The organism is Maribacter algae, assembly GCF_047345745.1.
Classification (GTDB): Bacteria; Bacteroidota; Bacteroidia; order Flavobacteriales; family Flavobacteriaceae; genus Maribacter.
The window spans coordinates 1,204,247-1,224,329 of record NZ_JBLFES010000001.1 but is presented as its reverse complement, the minus strand read 5'-3'; the positions used below and the strand labels follow the sequence as shown (position 1 = coordinate 1,224,329).

Below are 20,083 nucleotides of genomic sequence, written 5' to 3'. Positions count from 1 at the left end.
TTGAACCATCGTCATAAGTGGTATAAACTGCATATGTGGTTTATACATTATATTTGATTATAATCAACATATATTTATTATACACACGTTGTGCCCAATTAGAACCGAATGAATAGACTAACAAGAATAACAGCAATTTTAATGCAGTTACAATCCAAAAAAATAGTGACGGCTAAAGAAATTGCTGAACGTTTTGAAATTAGTCTAAGAACAGTATACAGAGATGTTAAAACATTACAAGACGCTGGAGTTCCAATTAGCTCAGAAAATGGAGTTGGTTACTTTATAGTTGATGGTTATCGGTTGCCACCGATATCTTTAACTGAAGAAGAAGCGAACAGTTTAATTATATCCGAGACATTCATTAAAAAACAAGGAGATAAATCACTATCTAAGAATTTCAATTCATTACTCATCAAAATAAAATCAACGCTCAAAAATTTTCAGAAAGAAAATGTGGAATTGCTTTCGTCAAGAACCTTAAACTTTCACAAAGGTGACATCATTGAAAGTAATTGGCTTTCAGATATTCAGAATGCTATTTCTTCAAAAACTCAAGCTTCCATCACTTATAATTCGTTGTATAAAGAAGAACTTACCAAACGAAATATTGAACCACAAGCTGTTTATTTTACCAATAATGTATGGATTGTTATTGCTTTTTGCCACCTGCGAGATGAATTGAGGGAATTTAGGTTAGATAGAATCTCTCATTTAAATAATACTCTAATACCATTTGAAAAGCTAAAACACTTCAATCTTCAAGAATATTTTGAAAGTTTCCAAGCATAGTTGACATAGGGCTGTCACCGACCTATTTTACTTTTGACTTATGAAAAATTTAATCATTGGACTAATAGTCTTGACTGTATTCAGTTGTAAACAGTCAGACACAAAGAAAAGTAATATGGAACAAGTAACAATCATTGAAATGGTGATGTGGAAATCAGTAGACGGAATAAATCCTAAAGAAGCCAAAGAATCAATTACAAAACTAAATGACTTTGTAAGTGAACAACCTGGATTTATTTCAAGAAAAACGGCATTAGCGGAAGACGGAAGATTTTTAGATATTGTTTACTGGACTGATTTAAAGTCGGCAAAAAATGCATCTGAAAAAGCTATGAAAGCGAAAGAATTAATTCCGATTTTTAGCACGATTGATCAAAAAGAATTTATATTTCAGCATTTTGAAATATTCAATAAACTAGAAAAATAACTGGGCACAACGTCGCGCTATACCAGATCTCAAAATCCGTAGGATAAGGGACTCTTTTGCCAATATCGCCGCTACAGCTCGATTACTCGACATATCAAAACGCTACCTGCCCGTCCGGTAGGCGGGTATGCAATCCGGTACGGCGAATTTCACTCCCAATACCGCAAAACCCCACAAGGCAACGTCCGCTCGCGCGGACTCCTTGACGAACAATGACATGTGATTGCACGGAAGCCCGATTCACTAATCATTGTTGAACGGATTTTGCTATATTTCCGTGAAATTCGCCGGACTCCACATAGTGCGGCATTGGCGATAATTATAAAAAGAGGATATCCGATTAATAAATGTCTGAAAATAAAAAATCTACATTAAGTTTTTTAAAAGAATCTATACCAATAGTCTATATTATTTTAGTTTGTTTTGGCTACTTTGATAAAAGCCTATATTACGATAAATTCGGAGTTGATATTTTATATTACCTAACAGTACAAGAACTAGCTTTTTCCTTTATACCAGTAGGTTCTGCAATTATTGTAACGTTGCTTTTCATGATTATAATATCAGCTCCAATGGTTGTATTCGGGAGTAATGAGGATATTGATTCAGAGATGGAAATGGACAGGTTTAATCCCTATCAGGGAATTAATAAAATCAAACACGCTACATTCAAAAAAATCTCAAAACACACTTACTGGATAATTTCAATAGCCACAAGTCTATATTTGAATTTAATACCTATACTTCTTGTTGCATACTTTGCAATATTTAGAAAAATCGGCAAGTCTTTACCAAACTCAAAAATGATAGTATTATTAATGATTATTTGGGGTATAATATTTCTTTTAAAATTTAAACTTTATCAACACTCTAAAAATAAAAAGAACCCCAAGGTTATACTATTTGTATATTTCATCTTAATGATTGTAGCATTTATAGTTTATTCAGATATAAATTTAAAACGTGCAGAGAGAATTAGAAATGGAGATGCTGACTATTCTATTAATTTAATAAATGATAAAAAAGAGATAAAGACCACTAAAGAATTGATTTTCTTTGGTCAAACCAATGACTTTATTTTCTTAAGAAATACCAACACTAACGAAAACAGAATTTTAAATAAAAGTGATTTTAACGAGCTGATAATCAAGAAATTGAAAAATAATACCTATAGCAAATAGAGCGGTAAATACTTTATCTAAAGGCTTGGGCGTGTTTATTAAGTCCGCCAAATCTTTTGGATTTGGCAAGTAAAAAAGAAAAAATAATTACAAAACAAAAAGCTTTGCTCGTAGACCAGACGGAAACGGAAAGTTTACTTGACTCCGCACTACGTTTAGCCAAACCGTCAGAAAACCATCGATATTGCTGTCTGAATTTTTTTCTACTAAAAAATAGGAACGTAATTATTGTGTTATTCGATTCAAATTATGAAAGGCATAATTGGCCGCCGTTGAAATAACGGAATCTGTCTCCTTATCGGTGATTTTATCGCGATAGGCAAAAACATCCTCACTCAACATTACTTCGTAATTAAACGTCTTTGTCCCAAGGGTGCAATCCTTTCCATTCATCTTCATGTTGTATTTACCATCTACTTGTTTAACCAAAAGATCACAGATATCCGGATAGGAACTTATTTCCTCTACGGAAAGACTATCCAGCATAGAAGGATTTTTCCAGGCCCCTAAGTATTTTTTCTTATCCTTAAATGGCCACATTTTCACCTGGATTACGCTGTCCTTTTCATAAATGGTATAAATACGTTGCCTATATATAGCGTCCGGTTGATGGTCCCTGTATTCCTCAACATACAATACATGTTCGGCAATTTCCGGTTTGTCCAATTTAATGTAGTGCGATTCTACATTTAAATATCCATTTTCACCGGAATCATCCAATCGCCATACAGCTTCCCCGTTAGCTTCCGCCGTTGCACATTGTTTGTCATTGTTATATTTACCCGGCCACATGCGCATGATTTCATCAATTTGTTCATCAAGAGTAAGTTTCTCGCTTACTTGGGTTTCCGTCTTCCCTACTTCTTTTGCTTTTTCTTTACACCCGGAAATAACCAGTACCAAAGCGATAGAAAAAGCTACAGTGATTTTTTTTATAAAAGTTCCCATAGTATCAATTTCATTTAGATTAAATTCATTATCTCCAAAGCGGCACGTTCCCCAGATTCCATGGCACCTTCCATACCTCTGGCCAAAACCGCTGTATGCTCCCCGGCAAAATGAATACGACCATTTGGTTTTGCTATTTCCTTAGAAAACTCCGTTATCTCACCCGGTTTCCAATACGCATAGGCACCCCCGGCATAGGGATTGCTTACCCAAGTCCAATAGTGGACATATTTCAATGCTCCCTTTAAGCTTGGCCGCATATCCTCCAGAGTTTTGGTCACCGCGGCAATGGCATCCTGTTGTTTCATTTTATCAACGGACAGCGCAACATGACTATTGAGATAAGCTACGCAACTGGTTACTCTGTCCGGGTCGGTACTATCATTCTTCAAGGCCATAAAACGCCCCGCTAAATTATCGCACCACATGCTGGGCGGCAGTCCATCTTCTTCCCAATATTTTTTGGTAGGTACAAAGTGTATTTGAACACATGGGGTGTACGATAAATTTTGAAAGGCTTTTCCCTGTTTCCCTTCTGGAGAAGGAGACATTTTTATTCTGCGCAATGCAGAAACCGGCAGCGTACATAGTATGTAAGGTGCCCTCAATTTTTTATCGTCCGTTAGCGTAACAGTGGCCCCGTCAGCCTCAGAAACTATCGATTTCACAGGGGATTCCAATAAAATATCCTGTTTAAAGGCCTGTGCCATAGCTTCGGGGATTCGCTGATTCCCACCTACGGCCGCACCTCCTTTACCGGATGAAGCCGCTTGTTGTGTAATAAAATTCAAAATCTGGAAATACACTAATACCGATATGCTTTTCGCATCCGCCCCATAACTTGAATTGGTTGAGACCGCTAACTTGATAGCCTCATCGGAGAAACCATTTTCCTTCAATATTTTATAGACCGATCTGTCCCATTTGGCATACTCCGGATTTTGCCATGCGGTCAAATCGTTTTTCGGCAAAGGATTTAATTTACTGTAAACGGCCCAAGCGGGTGACGTGGGCGAGCCTTCCCTAAATCCTTCAGGCATTGGATTGGCAGTATGGGTGCTCCAATCTTTTGGTAGAATAAGGTCATTTTTGACCACGTACAATAGCTCTCCTTTTCTGGGCTCTGTTCTAGGTCTATAAGGCCCTATTTCAACACCATACTTTTGTGCAGCATCCAATAACCGGGCATACCCTCCACCTATACCATTGGCTCCTAATTCAGGATGGCCAGGCACATCACTTTCTTTTGCGGTATGCACCCTTCCGCCAAACCTATCGGTCGCTTCAACAACCATGACCTTATACCCAGTATTTTCCAAGGTAAGTGCTGCATTTAATCCAGATAGTCCGGCACCTACAATGATTACATCGGCATCAAAAGATTTTTTACCACCGCTTACACAAGATTTCAATCCAAAATAAAATGGCGCTGCAGCAACTGCAAGACTTGTTTTCCGAAGCATCTCACGACGATTCATACTTTTTATCCGGGTCTTATCCTGTTCCTTTTTCATTCTTCTTCCCATTCTAATGGTTCACTAAATATACTTGGTTGCTTTTCTTCCGTTGTTTTTACAAAAGCTTCGGGTAAATCACTCATATCGTAGAAGGTCTGCCCACTGGAAGTCCAAATCATATGTCCAGGAGTGCCAGCCATATTCAATAACGATAGCCATGAGGTCTGACTGGTCCAATGGTAATCTGATGGAATATGCGTGAATGAACGGTTCCCTAGGTAAGCCATGTCAAAATCATAGGTATCCAAGGTCATTTCAATTCGCCATGTCTGCGATCTGCCCTCAAACCATTTGGTAAAAGCATGCCTTGTAACATGCATACGATTTCCAATTTCTGTAAACTCTAAATTTAAAGGTGCTCTAATTGCTGTGCTCTCCATTTTAAAATTAGCATCTACTTCGGGGCCATTTGGAGTCATAACGCCACCCCTAATGCCCGCTCTAAAGGGAGGTACTTCTATTTCTTCCCCTGTGTAAGGGTTGGTCATTTTATCCAAGAATTCCCCTGTATTAGGATCTTGGTACAACAACCAACCTTTGGACTTGGTTTCAATATTGCCATTATCCAATTGTCGCATTATTTTCATACCACAACCTGAGTATTTAAAGATCTCTTTTCCAAAAACATTTAAACTGTCGGGTCTGTCGGTGCGAATACCAAAAACACGACCTTCCGAATAGGAATATGTTTTTTTTCCGGAAATATCCCCTTGTAACTTTTGAAAGATTAGAAGTTGGTCCATTGGATCCTCTAAATCGTAGTCCAAATTCACCTTCTCATCTAAAGGAGTTTCTGGCGGAGTACTTTCCATACTTTTCTCTTTGCAACTCAAAGAAATCGCAATAAGAATCAACGGTAAGCATATGCTAAGAGATGTCTTCATGTTACCTATAATTAAATTTTTTGGACAATTCCACTTATTGAACTTATTTAGACTTTTTCAATTGGCTAAAAATTGCACTTTTTCACCCGATTTTTATCTTTTTCTGCTTTCGTAGCCCTGCTATGCAACTGGAAAAAGCTTTCGATCGGTTAAAGAATGTATGATTCCTGCCTCGCCGGCAGGCAGGTTCGCTTTAACACAAAAAGTCTGAATGAGTTCATTAAAAGTAATTAATTATATTAATAGTTAATTAAATTAACTATTATTTTTCTAAATTGGATGAATATTGAGCTTATATATCCAAAATACTCATAAAGAAGTATTCGTTATTTAAAAATCAGCGTTTGGAAAAATCAATTAATACAAACAAATGAAAATCTTTAGAAAGAACTATAGTGTAATCTATCTGATCAGCGGCCTTTTGTTGATTGTATCATGCGGCGAAGGAAAAAATAAAAAAGAGGGCTCAAGTATCAAAGAGCCGAAGATCGAAAAATTAAAAAAAGAAGCTGCCCAGAAATTATCGACAGGTGCCAGAGCTTTTATTCAGTGTGCTGCTTGTCACAACCTAAAAAAGGGGGAGCCTAATAAAGTTGGTCCTAATCTTTATGGGATTTTTGGACGTCCCGCCGGTTCCTTGGAAAATTTCAATTATTCCGAAGCACTAAAAAACTCCGGAATTGTTTGGGACGAAGACAACATTCGTAATTGGCTTGCAAAACCAACCGAATTCGTGCCCGGAACCACTATGGCATTTATTGGAATCAATGATAAAAAACAACAGAATGCCCTGATTGATTATTTAAAGGAAGAAACTAAATAACCTCTTTCTTCAACAAAATAGAATGGTATTTTTCCGTATCGTTATAAATCATCTTCCCCAACCGGCACCGGCCTCCCCTTTTTGTAATGCGCGAACCTCAGCTACATCTTTTGGTGGATTCAACCATTTGGGTTTATCCGCTTTGGCCCAAGCCAAAAGCTTTTCAGGGAATTCATCATGACGCTCCACCCTCCAGGAATGCAATTGTATAATGGCTTTCTTATCCGGCATTCCCGCCCATGGCGGTAAGGCACCATAGCGTTGCCAAGCCATCTGGTGTGGTTCGTCCACACTTCCCTCCGGTTGAATAAAGAAGTCATAGTTCTCCCAAGCCTGATATTGCTTTCCCGTAGGTAGCGGAAAATCCAAATATACCTGCGCATTATAGATATAACCGCTCCCCATTTTACGATATGGAATACCATCCTTGGATTCGATTATCTGAACCCGTTCCCCAACTCCCTGCTCCACATCACCATATATTCTATCGTTCTCTAATCGGTAAGTAATCATTTGATAAGGATAGGCAATAGGCTCTACTTCTTGTCCATTATATTCTTTTAACACTTCGCCACTTTCCGGATCTGTATAGGCAAATGTCTTTCGGGTAAGGTGTATTACCTTACCATCGGCCTCATCTGGCCAAATAACGGTAGAACTATCAAAGCCGATCATCCCGAACAACTTTTTTCCTGACGGATATTCATAAACAGCGCCATCGGCCACCCAATGTACGGACTCTCCGGTACCGGCACGCGCGTCTACCCAATTTTTCAAAACTTCCGGTGCATTTTGGTAGGACGCTTTTTCTGCCCAAGGGTGTTGTCTCTCATCAGAGACTGTCATATTCTCCCCTAAATTATTCTGATTGTTCTCTTTACATCCTATTAAGGACAATCCCAAAAACACTATCGTTATACAATTAAAACCCATCATTTTCATAAGTCAATCTTTATGTGTTAGCTCTTTTAATCCTCTTTTCAAATATAGTTAATAACATTAACTAATTTATGTTGCTTTTCTCAAAATATAATGTAAATGAATAGTCGAGCTTCAATCAATCCTATAAAAAACACACTAAAAAATCCAATATTATAGAGCTCTGTGCTTGTCTTGACATATGAGAAAAAGGCTTACATTTTCTCCTATAATGAAAATTTAACTGGATTTCATTAGAAAATTGAAAAAAATAGTTAATTATGTTAACCATTAATGTAATTAATTATTATATTCGGAAAGTATTTATCTTCTTTTTAAAGATTCTACATGTTAAAATAACTGATTACCAATTAACTAAAACATTTTTAACGAAATAGAAAACCAATAACTAAAACTTAGAACTAATGAAAAAAATCTTAAATTTTATTTGCTTATTCAGTTTTTTACTGGTGTCGGCAGGGGTTTTTGCCCAAAATACGGTTACAGGTACTGTATCCGATGAAAACAACTTGCCAATCTTAGGAGCAACGGTACAAGTACAGGGTACAAACAAAGGTGTTGTCACCGATGAAAACGGAGCTTATAGCATAGAAGCTAATCAGGGTGATATATTGGTATTTTCATATATTGGCTTTAAGAACACAAAAAAAGAGGTTAATGGTAACGTAGTAAACATCTCTATGCAACCTGAACTTAGTTTGTTGGATGAGGTCGTAGTTTCCTCCACGAGAAAACCCGTTCGAAAACTACAAGCTACTACAGCTATTAACAACATCGGCTCTGAGGAGTTAGCGACCTTAAAGGCAGAATCATTTACTGAAGCTATACAGAACACGCCCGGTGTAATCATAGATGAGACCCAAGGTAGAAAAGGTGGTTTTAACATCAGGGGTTTTCCTGGTGGATCTATCTATTCAACGACCCTAATAGATGGGTTGCCCGTATCTGCTGTAGCTTCCCAATCCGGTAGTCAACAAGAATTTTTTGGCATAGACCAGAATATACAAAACATAGAGGTAGTACGTGGTGCCGCCGCCACGTTATTCGGTAGGGCCGCTGCCGCCGGTGCTATCAATATTATTTCAAAAACGGGTGGTACCGAACATCATGGCAACTTTCAAATTACAAAATACAGCAATAATTCGCGAGAAGGCCATCAGTTTGAAGGTGAAGTAGATTTTAGGGCCGATTTTAATTTTAACGGACCCATCTCAGAAAAACTACGTTATAATATAGGAGGTTATGTACTTGAAGATTCAGGTGTAAAAGAGCAGTTTGCAAAGGATAGAGGTTCACAAGTTAGAGCAAATTTTGACTATTTAATCTCTGAAACATCCTCTATACGTTTATATGGAAGTGTTTTCAATAACCAATTCCAAAACATTACAGATTCGCCTTGGGATTTGGAAAATGGTCGAATTCTAGAAGGATGGCACCCGGCGAACACTTTCTTCAATGACGCCAGACCATTAGATAGGGCCTTTGGTGTTCTAAACGTTCGTCAGGGTTTTTTCAATACAACTCCAGCTACTCAAGCAGACGGTTCATCAATTACAGATGCTCCCGGTGCCAACAGAGAGGTGACCAAAGGAGGAAACGTTGGTGTTGACTTCAATATCGATTTAGGCGGTGGATGGTTTTGGAGTGAGCGCTTTAGATATAATAACTTTGTTTACGAAGACATCAATGAGTTCAATTTTTCAACCTTTTACGAAGCAGACGACACGGTCAGCCGCTTTAACGGACAGGCCTTTAATCAAAACGTGGAGTTGATTACCGAACATAGGATTTCAAAACAAATAAAAGGCGAAAAAGCTGAGCACAATATTAGTGGCGGTCTGTATTACAGTACCGCGGAAAGAGATCGTTTAGGACTTAACTTTGTTTATGGGTCTAGCGTGGATTTTAGAAATCCAGATGTTGGTCCTTCGTTCGGGTTTAGTACAGGTTCCTTTGGATTCCCACAGCCCGCACCAACTTCCTATATATCAAACACATCATCTAACCGTGGTGAATCGGCCACTGGAATATTCATCGGAGATGAAATGGTTTTCAATGAAAAATTGAGCGTAAACGTTGCTTTTCGTTATGACTGGTTAAAATCACGTTTTGATACCAACCCTGAAGAAATCCCAAATTCTGGAATAGATTTTGATCCTAGTGACGATGTTGTAGAAAACGAACTAAAATTCAACGATTTCTCCTATTCCCTAGGTGCGAACTATTTGATTGGACAATCTTCCGCAATTTATGCCAACTATGTCAGGGCGTTTTCCCTACCGGGATCTATAAATGCGACCAGTATCGTTCCAGAGGATAACGAAGTGGTCAATAATCTTGAAATAGGATATAGAGCCGGTTTAGGCGACTTAACGTTGGATTTTACCTTCTTCAACACAAAAATAGATAATAGAATTGCTACAGTTTTTGATGGCAATCTAGGAGAATTCGTAGAGAGACCTGCTGGTTCTAACAAAATACTGGGGGGAGAGTTTGCCGCTACCTTTACGCCCAAAAGTATTAAAGGATTGATCGTACGTGGTGCACTCACGCTGCAAGATTCGCAATACGAGGATTTCTTTGTTCCGTTGACTACTGTAGATACAGATGGAGATAGAATACCGGACGCTACTACAGTGGATCAAAACGGTGATTTATTTGGCCTTAACCTTGTTGGAAGCGGAGTAAATGCGGGTATTAACTTGAATGGACTAAAAGCACAAAATAGACCCAATGCCATATATAATATTAATATAGGCTATAACGCGGACAGATGGGGAGCTGATTTTGGCGGTTTCACATATTCAGGAGGTTTTGCAGATGCATTGAACCTTTTTGAATTGCCCAATATTTCCGAATACAACTTTGGCGCCTATTATGCCTTTCCACTTGGTACAGATGAGTTGAGGTTTAGTATGCGTATCAAGAATCTTTTTGATGGGGCCAATGCAAGGCAACTTGTGGTCGGCGGTCAAAATACGGATGCCCCACTGATTGAAAGACAGGCTAATCCCACTAGCGAAGGGCGTTTGACTACTGCCGTATTCCAAAACCCGAAAAGGGTATTATTTACGGTAGGGTACAGATTTTAAAGTCAAGTTTGAGTTAGTTTAAGTAGTAGGCATCACTTTATAGTGGTGCCTTTTTTTATCGGATAAATACTAAAAAAAGTAAAATGAAAAAGTCTAAAATGTTTATGCTCATTGTTCTGATATATTGTCAAACTATTTTTGCCTCTAGTGTTTTTTACGGAAAAGTATTGGATACGACCGAACAGGAACGTAGCTACACCGTTATGGAACGTGAATTGGAATACTTGATGAACATCATGCCCGGCGAATATGACAATGTAGAACAATTGGATTTTGATTCCTATTATGCAAAAAAAGAAGGGGAACTAGGAAGACATCTGCGTTTTCACGCTATCGTTGAAAGAATTGATGTTCCCGCTCTAGGTGAACATGTTATTTATACGGAAGCTTATGTTGATAATGACCTTAACAAGGTATTCGGGCAAAGTATCTATATTTTTAGTACCGATGAGGAAGCAAAACGAATCAAGGCCAGGCGTTTTAATCTTAGAGAAGCGAATCCGCAAAGGGCACTAGAAAATAAGGGCATGGATTTTCTTAAAAGCCTAACTCCTGATGACAACAGATTGAACGAACGTTGTGAGCTTATTTTTGAAAGGGTCGGCGATGAATTTGTGGGTAAATCGCCATCCTTAGCTTGCCATAAAGATATGGCCCGTAACGGAATAGTGATGCATTTTGAGATGCGGATCAGAGAAAATCTTTTTGCATTCAAGCTACCAAGATATGATGTCAATAAAGAAGAACTGTTGCCCGATAATCAACAAACCTCATGGTATATGCTCGAAAAAGCACGATGTTTTGCCTGTATGATAGATTTCCCAAAAGAGGAAAGAGGCAGACCTACGGTAACCAAGCATTATATCACCATTCACGATCAAGGCGGTAAATTTGAATTCGATTATGATGATGGCAGGCATATGGTTTTGGGTATGCGAAACACTTGGTCATTGGGGATGCAACGGGAAACCTTTGTTATCTTTATTCAGGAAGGAGATGAGAAAGGAAAAACCCTGATTTACTCTTGGGGAGAACCTGGTGCAGATCGTATAGGATTCAACCCCGGGTGGATCCGAGTACAATGCGATTTAAATACTCCTAAAAATGTTGCATTCCAAAAAAGGCTTCGTCCCGGGTCATAACTAAATCCAGCATACCCTATGCGATATGGCAATAACTTGAGGTGGTACATCGCCGGAACCATTTTTTTGGCCACCACCATTAACTATATTGATCGGCAGGCTTTATCTGTAGCCGCGCCCGTAATCCGTAAAGATTTAGGACTTAACAACGAGCAATATGGTTGGATCGTTAGTGCTTTTCTCCTCGCGTACGCCATTATGCAAGTTGTATCCGGAAGATTAATAGACAAAGTAGGCACCAAAAAAGGATTCGGCATTGCGGTAATATGGTGGTCCATTGCAAATATCCTCCATGCATTTGGCAGAGGGCTTTTTAGCCTTGGTGCATTTCGTTTTTTATTGGGCATTGGGGAAGCGGGAAATTATCCTGCGGCCATGAAGGCCGTATCGGAATGGTTTCCCAAAAAGGAGCGTAGCAAAGCGGTGGGCATTCTAAATATGGGGCCGGGCATGGGTGCCATTATCGCCCCGCCTTTAATGGCATGGTTGATACTATCATTTGGTTGGAAAATGGCTTTTGTCATTACCGGAGCTATCGGATTTCTATGGCTATTTTTATGGAGATGGATATATCATCCACCTGAAAATCACCCTAAAATTTCCGAAGCGGAGCGTGCCTATATTCTGTCCGATAGACCGTTCGAAGCGATAGCGGAAAAAACGCCTTGGCTGCACTATTTTAAATACAAAGAAGTTTGGGGAGCTGCTTTAGCCCGTTTTGTTTCGGACGGGGCCTTTTATTTCTTTGTTTTCTGGTTACCCTCATGGCTTGCCGATGTAAAAGGATTTTCCCTAACGGATATTGGACTCTTCGCCTGGATACCTTTCGTACTTTCGGATATAGGCAGTTTTACCGGTGGGTGGGCCAGCAGCAAATTGTTGGAAAACGGAGTCTCCCTGGATACTTCAAGAAAGCGAATTATTTGGATCGGTGCCATAGGTGTTATCCCCGTTTTGGGCTGTTTGTATATTGAATCTGCCTATTGGGCCATAGCACTTATCAGTTTCGCCCTATTCGCGACACAATTTAAACAGGCCGCTTTGTTTACCTTACCTATTGATCTTTTCCCAAAAAACGAGGCAGCTTCCGTTTGGGGTATTACGGGATCGGCAGGTAGTTTTGGGGCCATGCTATTTACTCCGGTAATCGGTTGGTTGGTAGATACTATCTCCTACTCTCCCATTTTCGTCATTGTTGCTTTCTTGCACATTATATCTGCCATATTGGTCACATTGTTCATTCCAAAAATTAAAACCCTAACCCCATGAAAATAATCCTAAACCTTATGGGTTGTTTTATTATAGCATTGAGCAGTAGTTGCGGCTCTAAAAACAAAACTGAAAAAATAACGAAGCCTGAATTAACGGCAACAGAAATTATTCAGAAAGCCCATAAAAAAGCAGGTGGTGATTTTTGGCGCAGGCCCGAAAGCTTGACTATGAAAGGTTATGGTATTTTTTACAAGGATGGTGATTCCATAATTCATGAAAAACATAACATGTGGCGTGTGTTTGAAAGTAAAAAAAAGGAAACGCATAAAGCCAATGGCAAGGTACGTATAGAATCTTTTAAAGATGGTAAACCTGTATTCATAGTTTCTTTTGACGGCGAAAACACTTATGACCTCAACGGCAAACAAGAGAAATCAGCCGCTGACAAACGCTGGGCTTCCAACTTTGGGTATGGAGTTATTCGGCATGCACTGGACAAAGGATATCGTTTGGAAAAATTAGCGGATGACTCCATTATCGGCAAGCCCGTTTATCAGATAAAAGTCATTGATAAGAACAAAGGCGAGACCTTCTTTGGGATTGATAAAAGCGATTTCAAAATTGTCAAAGTAGCTTTTGATACCCCAAGGGGGTGGCATCACCGTATTTATTCCAAATTCTTTAGCAAAGCGCCCTATTCTTGGCTACAATCAGGTCAAGTAGATTTATATTACGATAACAAAATAGCAAATACCATTATCTGGGAAGATTTTGAGGTGAACAGAAAGCTTCCGGATAGTCTGTTTGTGTTAAATTGATGTATGTCTCCTCAAACGAAATCGAGAGGTTTTATCCATCAATTTTTTATTAGGTTTTGTACAAACTTGAACTCAAAATAAACTATCATAACATGAAAAATAGAAGATTGGTGCTAGCCGCACGTCCAGAAGGCTTACTGGTCAAACAAAGTGATTTTAAGCTTGAAGAAGTAACGCTTCCGCCTTTGAAAGACGGTGAGTTTTTAATCAAGGTCCTGTATCTATCCGTAGCTCCTGTCATGAAATTCTATATGCAGGATGGTGCCGGCATTGAAGCTCCCTTGGAATTTGGGGAGACCATGCGAGGCCGTGGAGTTGGAGAAGTCGTTGAAAGTAAAAACCCTGGATTCCAAGTGGGCGATATCGTGCAAGGAAAATGCGGTTGGCAAGAATACAAAATTTGCGATGGCAGCCCCTATCATATGATGTACAAAGTGAAGCAGCGTCAAGCTCCGGTCTCAACAGCTTTGGGCGTACTAGGCATGACAGGGTTCACTTCCTATTTTGGGCTCTATCATATTGGTGAGGTAAAAGCCGGGGACAAGGTTTTGGTTTCTGCCGCGACGGGTGGCGTAGGTTCCAATGTGGGCCATCTTGCCAAAATAAAGGGGGCTCAAGCCGTTGGACTGGCAAGTACGGATGAAAAGTGTAGGCTTTTGATCGAGAAGTTAGGTTATATAGGTGCCATCAACTACAAAACCGAAAACATTGGCGAACGCATTGACCATTTCTTCCCTGAGGGCATAAACGTCTATTTTGACAATGTAGGTGGGGAACTATTGGACATCGCCCTGAGCAAACTACAGCGTTATTCCCGCGTGGTGATATGCGGCCGTATTTCGCAGTACGAGCAGTCCCTTCATGGCTCAACCTATAATCTGAAAAATTGGTATAAAATAGGAGCTACACGCTCAAAGATGCAAGGGTTTTTTATTTATGATTTTGAGGAACAGTTTACAAAGGCGGAAACGGAAATGGCGCAATGGGTCGCAGAAGGTAAGCTCGCCTATCAAGAAGATATTTTAGAGGGGCTTGAACAAATGCCGACCGCCCTGAATCGACTTTTTGAACGAAAAAATAAAGGAAAGCAATTGGTGAAAATTGCAAACGCTTAAATCATGCCCAAAAACAAACAGCTCGTTATTTCCTCTTTTTCAAATGATATCCGCGAGGCTACCACAGTAATGGAAACCGATATCCCCCATATCAATGCTGATCAAATTTTAGTCAAGAACAAATATGTGGGCATCAATGCGCTATACGATCGGGAATTGTACCGCGGCAGAGTCCCTTATATCAAGGTTACTTTTCCCTATGTATTTGGTGTCGAAGCCGTTGGCGAGGTGATGGCAATTGGCAAGAACATTAAAAATGTTTCTGTGGGGGACTCCGTTTCCACAGTAAAAGTGGGTACGGCCTATCAGGAATACCAAGCAATCGATGCTGCTGAAATCATCAAAATTCCAGAAGCTACGCCTGAATATTTAACCATAAACCCTACAGGGGTTTCGGCCTATTTGGCCTTACAAAATGTGGCCGAGTTAAAAGCAGGGGAGATTATTGTTGTCTCCGCTGCTGCCGGAGGTTTGGGACATATTGTGGTTCAACTGGCAAAACAAAAAGGATGTCATGTGGTAGCCATTTGTGGTACGGAGCAAAAAGAGGCATTGCTGACCAGTTTAAATTGTTGTAATCAAATAATCAACCACAGAAAAACTGATGTTGATAGTTTTTTGAGTACCGAATATGCTAATAAAATCGATGTTGGTTTTGACTCCGTAGGTCGGCATATGTTTGATGCATTCCTTAAGAATCTGGCTCCCTTAGGGAGATTGGTAGTAAGCGGATTGGCCACCGAAATCAACGAAGGTGTTTTTCAAAAAGTAACGGGCCCCAGGGTATATGAACGTATCTATTGGAAAGGTGCTTCGGTACGTTGTTTTATGAACCATCTGTACAAGGACCAGCATCCAGAAGCTAGGGAGGTTTTATTTTCCGAATATCGGGAAGGGAACTTACAAGTGAAGGTTGACCCTACTCCATTTAGGGGTATCGAGGCAATAACCGAGGCATCGGAATACCTTTTAGCGGGAAAAAGTTGTGGAAAGGTCGTCGTAACACTTTAGGTGCCACTTTCCTCAAAATGCGCCATAGTGAGCGGAGCTGCGGTTTGATATAATAAAGCTTTCTTCCTAAAAAAACGTAAGAACCCGGCATCTCCCATTCGGGAACCGTTGATTCCGGACATTTTGAACGAATTCTTCTCCGCATCATAGACAGTGTTTGTTAAACTTCCGTCATTGATACTTATGGCACCTGCTTCTATTTGAGAAGCTACTTCCATTGCCTTTTCTTTATCGGTTGAAAATACGGAGGCAGATAGTCCAAATTCACTATCGTTTGCCAACCCTAAAGCCTCTTCCAAGTCATCAAACTTCATTACAGGAATCAATGGACCAAAGGTCTCCTCTGTCATTACATCCATAGTGTGGTCCACGTTCACGATCACAGTGGGTTCGCACCAAAGTCCGCCGTTTCTATTTTCAACCTTACCTCCGGCTAAAATTTTAGCTCCTTTTGCTACGGCATCATCTATATGTACCTGTATTTTTTCGGCTTGTTTATCAAAAATCAAAGGTCCCATTTGCCCGCTTTCGGGATTGGTGGTCAGGGTTACCGCTTTTGCCTTTTCTACCAACATGGCAACAAAATCATCATAAATTTTATCGGAAACATAGATCCGCTCCAAAGATTGACATGCTTGGCCCGTAGCTCCAACGCAACTACGTAAAATAGCATCCGTAGAAATTTCTAAATCGGCATCCTCAAGAACAATAGCCGGATCTTTACCTCCCAACTCCAAGAAAGCGGGGATAAATCGTTCTGCACAAGCCACACCAATCTTTTTCCCTGTGGGCACGCTGCCCGTAAAGCAAATGGCATCAGCGTTGTTCACGACCGCTTTACCGGCATCCGCTCCTCCTCTAACCAATTTTAAAACGGCCGCCAATTCCGGAACTGCGGTAATACTTTTTTCAAGTCCGTCCATAAAACGCGGTGTTACTTCGCTAGGTTTCAATAACACCCCGGAACCGGCAAGTAAAGCAGGTATGGTATCAATAAGGGCCAATAGAAGGGGGAAATTCCAAGGACTGATCACGCCTACCAAACCATAAGGCACCCATTGCTGTCCAATTTGAACAGTTGCCGCAGAAGCAGAAGGCCGCTCCGCGGGTGGGTTGTACAATTGTGGTGCGCGGTAACTCCATGCCTGCATCAAACCGATAATCCCTTTGGTTTCTACTTGAGAAATTTTTTTTCTAGCGGTATCAATGGCCAATTGTTCAGCGATTTCATTTTGATATTCGGTAAAACTTTCCAACCACTTCCGCAACACGGCTACACGTTGGTCGATAGTGTATTCCCGCCATGATTTCTGTGCCAGACGGATTTCCTTCGCCTTTTTCCCTACCACTTCTGGAGCATCCACCGTCAGCTCATAATCGTATTCGCCCGTTCTTGGATTTCGTACCTTCATTTCTTTAATTCTAAAATAGTTAATAAAGTTAACTATTATTTTCGGCAAAACACCTTTGTTTCATTAAAATTAGTTAACTTGGTTAACTAATTTCGGAGACTGTTAATTCTTTATGAATGTAAACAAAATTATACTTGAAGAACAAGGGCTTCGCGATGGATTCCAAACGCTAGCACAAGTTATCCCAACAGCAAAGAAGTTGGAATACATAGACCGTTTGGTAGACGCAGGATTGACTCGTATACAAATCGCCTCTTTTGTGCATCCCAAATTGGTGCCGCAAATGGCCGATGCAGAAGCCGTATGCGGACAGCTGAACAAGAAGGAAGGCATCGTCTATAGCGGATTGGTATTGAACAAAAAAGGGGTGGAACGCGGCATAGATTCAGGTTTGGACCATTTGGCCTGTTCCATTTCCGCGAGCAATACACACAGTCAAAAAAATGCACGATTAACACTTGACGAAGCTAAAAAAGCTTTTAAAGAAATGGTACGGCTTTCCAAAGTAAATGGGATTACCGTACGTGGTGGAATTCAATGCGCTTTTGGATGTCGCTATGAAGGCCATATCGATGAAAACCATGTTTTGGATATGGTAAACCATCATCTGGATACCGGAATAGATGAATTGGCCCTGGCTGATTCCACAGGAATGGGAAATCCGAAACAATTGGGCGAATTGATGGAAAAAGTAATTGAGAAAGCGGGAAATATTCCCGTTATACTCCATTTACATAATACCGAGAACAAAGGCTATTCCAATTTTTATGCGGCAACGGAAGCAGGTGTGCGAATATTCGATACCGCATTTGGAGGTCTGGGCGGATGCCCATTCATTAAGAGTGCAACCGGAAATATCGCAACCGAAGATACGGCCCACGCAGCCCATCAAATGGGTTATGAAACGGGATTGAACATTCACAAGATAGCGGCCATCAGTAGGGAATTGGAAACAACGCTTAGGTACAAACTCCCGGGGCAGTTATACCAATTAGTGGATAATGATGAAATCAAAATGATTTAATGGGACAAACAATTTCAGAAAAAATTATATCGAACCATGTGGGCAAAAAAGTATACGCTGGTGAACTTGTCGTGAGCAAGGTCGATGGTTGTATGGCAAGCGATACTACAGGACCGTTGACCATAAAGGCTTTTCGCGAAATGGGCGGAAAAAAGGTGTTCAACCCGGACAAATGTGCGCTTATTATTGACCATGCCGCGCCATCGCCCAATGAGCGTATTGCCAATCTGCATAAAATGATGCGCGACTTTGCCAAAGAGCAAGGCATGCGCTTGTTTGAAATCGGCGAAGGTATTTGCCATCAGGTCATGGTAGAGTACAACTATGTAAAACCGGGGGATCTATTCATCGGTGCGGATTCGCACACCCCAACCTATGGTGCATTAAACGCTTTTGCATGCGGCGTAGGTTCTACGGATCTAGCAGCAACGATGATGACCGGAAAAATCTGGCTGAAAGTTCCGCAGACCATTCAAATCAATTGTTCGGGAAAATTACAGGATGGTGTAACGGCCAAGGACTTAATTCTCTTTTTAGTCGGAAAAGTAACCGTTTCAGGAGCCACTTATCAAGCGATTGAATTTACCGGTGAGGCCTTCGAAGGACTGAGTCTGGCGAGCAGAATGACCATTGCCAACATGTCTTCGGAAATGGGTGCCAAAACGGGAATTGTCCACCCAAAAGGATTACAATTGGATTATGATTTTGAAGCGATTACTTCCGATGAAGATGCCACTTATATCAAAACCTTCAATTTTGATGTCTCCGGATTGGAACCTCAAGTAAGTGCTCCTGAATCCCCGGACAATGTGCACAATATTTCAAATTATGAAGGCACAAAAATCAATTATGCCTTTATCGGAACTTGCTGTAACGGTCGGTTGGAAGATTTGGATATCGCTGCGGAAATCCTAAAAGGAAAGAAGATACATCCCGATGTACGGATGGTAATCGCTCCCGCATCCCAGAGTGTTTTGTTGGATGCCATCAGTAATGGCACGATGAGCACCTTGATTGAAGCTGGGGCTTCTTTGATTACTTCGGGTTGCGGGCCATGTGTAGGCACGCACCAAGGGGTTCCTGCAGATGGGGAAGTGGTCATCTCCGCGGCAAACCGAAATTTTAGGGGCCGCATGGGAAACCCAAACTCCAATATTTATTTGGGCGCACCCTCTACGGTTGCGGCATCGGCATTGGAAGGACAAATTGTAAATCCTAAAAAATACTTGGTCTAAGATGAGCGGAGTACAAACAAATATAAAAGCAAAAGCCCATGTGTACGGCGACCATATTGACACCGACCGTATTATCCCGGGAAAATATACCAAAACATTGGATTTGTCCACGTTGACAAACCACGTTTTGGAAGATTTGGACCCCAATTTTAACAAGATTGTACAACAAGGTGATATCTTGGTAGCGGGCATCAATTTTGGTTGCGGTTCTTCTAGGGAACAAGCTCCATTATCACTAAAGCAAGCTGGAGTTTCCGTCGTCGTCGCACGTGATTTTGCTCGAATCTTTTTTAGAAACGCCATCAATATTGGCCTTCCGGTGTTGGAAATTGCCGACCATAACATTCAAAAAGGAGCGGAACTGGATATCGATTTAAAAGCAGGAATCGTAAAAGACCTCACCGCAAATGTCACTTATACCGCAACCAAACTTCCCGATATCATGATCGCTATTTTAAGCGAGGGCGGACTCGTAAATTACCTAACCAAACACGGAGATTATTCCCTTTAA

At 40.5% G+C, this 20,083-nt stretch carries 18 protein-coding genes; 13 read left to right on the top strand and 5 right to left on the bottom strand.

Annotated elements, in window-relative coordinates; translation table 11 throughout:
• Window positions 1–108 precede the first annotated feature (108 nt).
• The 3 genes from ACKWBX_RS05430 (at window position 109) to ACKWBX_RS05420 (ending at window position 2,400) form a co-directional block, all read left to right on the top strand.
• The gene (locus ACKWBX_RS05430; RefSeq protein ID WP_413967633.1) at window positions 109–792 is read left to right on the top strand and encodes a helix-turn-helix transcriptional regulator; all 684 of its coding nucleotides are present in this window, start codon (window positions 109–111) and stop codon (window positions 790–792) included.
• A 115-nt stretch (window positions 793–907) separates the two neighbouring features.
• Window positions 908–1,219 (top strand): hypothetical protein, encoded by a 312-nt coding sequence (locus tag ACKWBX_RS05425; protein WP_413967632.1) that lies wholly within the window; start codon window positions 908–910, stop codon window positions 1,217–1,219.
• A 347-nt stretch (window positions 1,220–1,566) separates the two neighbouring features.
• Window positions 1,567–2,400 carry a hypothetical protein gene (locus ACKWBX_RS05420; RefSeq protein ID WP_413967631.1) on the top strand — a complete coding sequence of 278 codons (834 nt, stop codon included), beginning with the start codon at window positions 1,567–1,569 and terminating at the stop codon, window positions 2,398–2,400.
• Between the two features lie 225 nt (window positions 2,401–2,625).
• On the opposite strand, the gene ACKWBX_RS05415 is transcribed toward ACKWBX_RS05420, so the two are convergent.
• Genes ACKWBX_RS05415 through ACKWBX_RS05405 form a run of 3 tightly spaced genes read right to left on the bottom strand, consistent with a single transcriptional unit; the run spans window position 2,626 to window position 5,749 of the window.
• Complete coding sequence (locus tag ACKWBX_RS05415) at window positions 2,626–3,348, bottom strand: CpcT/CpeT family chromophore lyase (RefSeq protein WP_413967630.1); 723 nt, start codon at window positions 3,346–3,348, stop codon at window positions 2,626–2,628.
• Window positions 3,349–3,362: 14 nt separating this feature from the next.
• On the bottom strand, window positions 3,363–4,862 hold the full coding sequence (locus tag ACKWBX_RS05410; RefSeq protein ID WP_413967629.1) for a flavin monoamine oxidase family protein: 1,500 nt from the start codon (window positions 4,860–4,862) through the stop codon (window positions 3,363–3,365).
• Entirely contained in the window at window positions 4,859–5,749 is an 891-nt protein-coding gene (locus tag ACKWBX_RS05405; protein WP_413967628.1) for a DUF1838 family protein, read from the bottom strand. The genes ACKWBX_RS05410 and ACKWBX_RS05405 overlap by 4 nt, the downstream gene beginning before the upstream one ends.
• Before the next feature lie 370 nt (window positions 5,750–6,119).
• Here ACKWBX_RS05405 and ACKWBX_RS05400 point away from each other — a divergent pair, with 370 nt between their 5' ends.
• The gene (locus ACKWBX_RS05400; RefSeq protein ID WP_413967627.1) at window positions 6,120–6,572 is read left to right on the top strand and encodes a c-type cytochrome; all 453 of its coding nucleotides are present in this window, start codon (window positions 6,120–6,122) and stop codon (window positions 6,570–6,572) included.
• A gap of 48 nt (window positions 6,573–6,620) precedes the next feature.
• Here ACKWBX_RS05400 and ACKWBX_RS05395 read toward each other — a convergent pair whose 3' ends face one another.
• Window positions 6,621–7,475, bottom strand: coding sequence for a DUF1838 family protein (locus ACKWBX_RS05395; protein WP_413967626.1), 855 nt, complete (start codon window positions 7,473–7,475; stop codon window positions 6,621–6,623).
• A gap of 440 nt (window positions 7,476–7,915) precedes the next feature.
• Between ACKWBX_RS05395 and ACKWBX_RS05390 the strand changes: the two genes are divergently transcribed.
• The 6 genes from ACKWBX_RS05390 (at window position 7,916) to ACKWBX_RS05365 (ending at window position 15,901) form a co-directional block, all read left to right on the top strand.
• The gene (locus tag ACKWBX_RS05390; RefSeq protein WP_413967625.1) at window positions 7,916–10,603 is read left to right on the top strand and encodes a TonB-dependent receptor; all 2,688 of its coding nucleotides are present in this window, start codon (window positions 7,916–7,918) and stop codon (window positions 10,601–10,603) included.
• A gap of 83 nt (window positions 10,604–10,686) precedes the next feature.
• Window positions 10,687–11,745 carry a CpcT/CpeT family chromophore lyase gene (locus tag ACKWBX_RS05385; protein WP_413967624.1) on the top strand — a complete coding sequence of 353 codons (1,059 nt, stop codon included), beginning with the start codon at window positions 10,687–10,689 and terminating at the stop codon, window positions 11,743–11,745.
• Window positions 11,746–11,781: 36 nt separating this feature from the next.
• A complete protein-coding gene (locus tag ACKWBX_RS05380) occupies window positions 11,782–13,014 on the top strand; it encodes an MFS transporter (protein ID WP_413967623.1) in 1,233 nt (410 codons plus the stop codon).
• Entirely contained in the window at window positions 13,011–13,775 is a 765-nt protein-coding gene (locus tag ACKWBX_RS05375; protein ID WP_413967622.1) for a hypothetical protein, read from the top strand. Before ACKWBX_RS05380 ends, ACKWBX_RS05375 begins: the two co-directional genes overlap by 4 nt.
• Before the next feature lie 92 nt (window positions 13,776–13,867).
• Complete coding sequence (locus ACKWBX_RS05370; protein WP_413967621.1) at window positions 13,868–14,890, top strand: NADP-dependent oxidoreductase; 1,023 nt, start codon at window positions 13,868–13,870, stop codon at window positions 14,888–14,890.
• A gap of 3 nt (window positions 14,891–14,893) precedes the next feature.
• Window positions 14,894–15,901 (top strand): zinc-binding dehydrogenase, encoded by a 1,008-nt coding sequence (locus ACKWBX_RS05365; RefSeq protein ID WP_413967620.1) that lies wholly within the window; start codon window positions 14,894–14,896, stop codon window positions 15,899–15,901.
• Here the strand turns inward: ACKWBX_RS05365 and ACKWBX_RS05360 are convergent.
• Window positions 15,898–17,313, bottom strand: coding sequence for an aldehyde dehydrogenase family protein (locus tag ACKWBX_RS05360; protein WP_413967619.1), 1,416 nt, complete (start codon window positions 17,311–17,313; stop codon window positions 15,898–15,900). The genes ACKWBX_RS05365 and ACKWBX_RS05360 overlap by 4 nt on opposite strands.
• 112 nt (window positions 17,314–17,425) lie before the next feature.
• On the opposite strand from ACKWBX_RS05360, the gene ACKWBX_RS05355 reads away from it, so the two are divergent.
• The 3 genes from ACKWBX_RS05355 to ACKWBX_RS05345 are packed head-to-tail and all read left to right on the top strand — an operon-like array spanning window position 17,426 to window position 20,083.
• Complete coding sequence (locus tag ACKWBX_RS05355; protein WP_413967618.1) at window positions 17,426–18,337, top strand: hydroxymethylglutaryl-CoA lyase; 912 nt, start codon at window positions 17,426–17,428, stop codon at window positions 18,335–18,337.
• Entirely contained in the window at window positions 18,337–19,572 is a 1,236-nt protein-coding gene (locus tag ACKWBX_RS05350) for a 3-isopropylmalate dehydratase large subunit (RefSeq protein WP_413967617.1), read from the top strand. The genes ACKWBX_RS05355 and ACKWBX_RS05350 overlap by 1 nt, the downstream gene beginning before the upstream one ends.
• A gap of 1 nt (window position 19,573) precedes the next feature.
• Complete coding sequence (locus ACKWBX_RS05345; RefSeq protein WP_413967616.1) at window positions 19,574–20,083, top strand: 3-isopropylmalate dehydratase small subunit; 510 nt, start codon at window positions 19,574–19,576, stop codon at window positions 20,081–20,083.

Coding starts and splice junctions, on each gene's coding strand:
- ACKWBX_RS05420 (WP_413967631.1), top strand. CDS start 1,567: ATGTCTGAAAATAAAAAATCTACATTAAGTTTTTTAAAAGAATCTATA.
- ACKWBX_RS05370 (WP_413967621.1), top strand. CDS start 13,868: ATGAAAAATAGAAGATTGGTGCTAGCCGCACGTCCAGAAGGCTTACTG.
- ACKWBX_RS05385 (WP_413967624.1), top strand. CDS start 10,687: ATGAAAAAGTCTAAAATGTTTATGCTCATTGTTCTGATATATTGTCAA.
- ACKWBX_RS05345 (WP_413967616.1), top strand. CDS start 19,574: ATGAGCGGAGTACAAACAAATATAAAAGCAAAAGCCCATGTGTACGGC.
- ACKWBX_RS05365 (WP_413967620.1), top strand. CDS start 14,894: ATGCCCAAAAACAAACAGCTCGTTATTTCCTCTTTTTCAAATGATATC.
- ACKWBX_RS05400 (WP_413967627.1), top strand. CDS start 6,120: ATGAAAATCTTTAGAAAGAACTATAGTGTAATCTATCTGATCAGCGGC.
- ACKWBX_RS05390 (WP_413967625.1), top strand. CDS start 7,916: ATGAAAAAAATCTTAAATTTTATTTGCTTATTCAGTTTTTTACTGGTG.
- ACKWBX_RS05425 (WP_413967632.1), top strand. CDS start 908: ATGGAACAAGTAACAATCATTGAAATGGTGATGTGGAAATCAGTAGAC.
- ACKWBX_RS05355 (WP_413967618.1), top strand. CDS start 17,426: ATGAATGTAAACAAAATTATACTTGAAGAACAAGGGCTTCGCGATGGA.
- ACKWBX_RS05405 (WP_413967628.1), bottom strand. CDS start 5,749: ATGAAGACATCTCTTAGCATATGCTTACCGTTGATTCTTATTGCGATT.
- ACKWBX_RS05415 (WP_413967630.1), bottom strand. CDS start 3,348: ATGGGAACTTTTATAAAAAAAATCACTGTAGCTTTTTCTATCGCTTTG.
- ACKWBX_RS05410 (WP_413967629.1), bottom strand. CDS start 4,862: ATGAAAAAGGAACAGGATAAGACCCGGATAAAAAGTATGAATCGTCGT.
- ACKWBX_RS05360 (WP_413967619.1), bottom strand. CDS start 17,313: ATGAAGGTACGAAATCCAAGAACGGGCGAATACGATTATGAGCTGACG.
- ACKWBX_RS05430 (WP_413967633.1), top strand. CDS start 109: ATGAATAGACTAACAAGAATAACAGCAATTTTAATGCAGTTACAATCC.
- ACKWBX_RS05375 (WP_413967622.1), top strand. CDS start 13,011: ATGAAAATAATCCTAAACCTTATGGGTTGTTTTATTATAGCATTGAGC.
- ACKWBX_RS05350 (WP_413967617.1), top strand. CDS start 18,337: ATGGGACAAACAATTTCAGAAAAAATTATATCGAACCATGTGGGCAAA.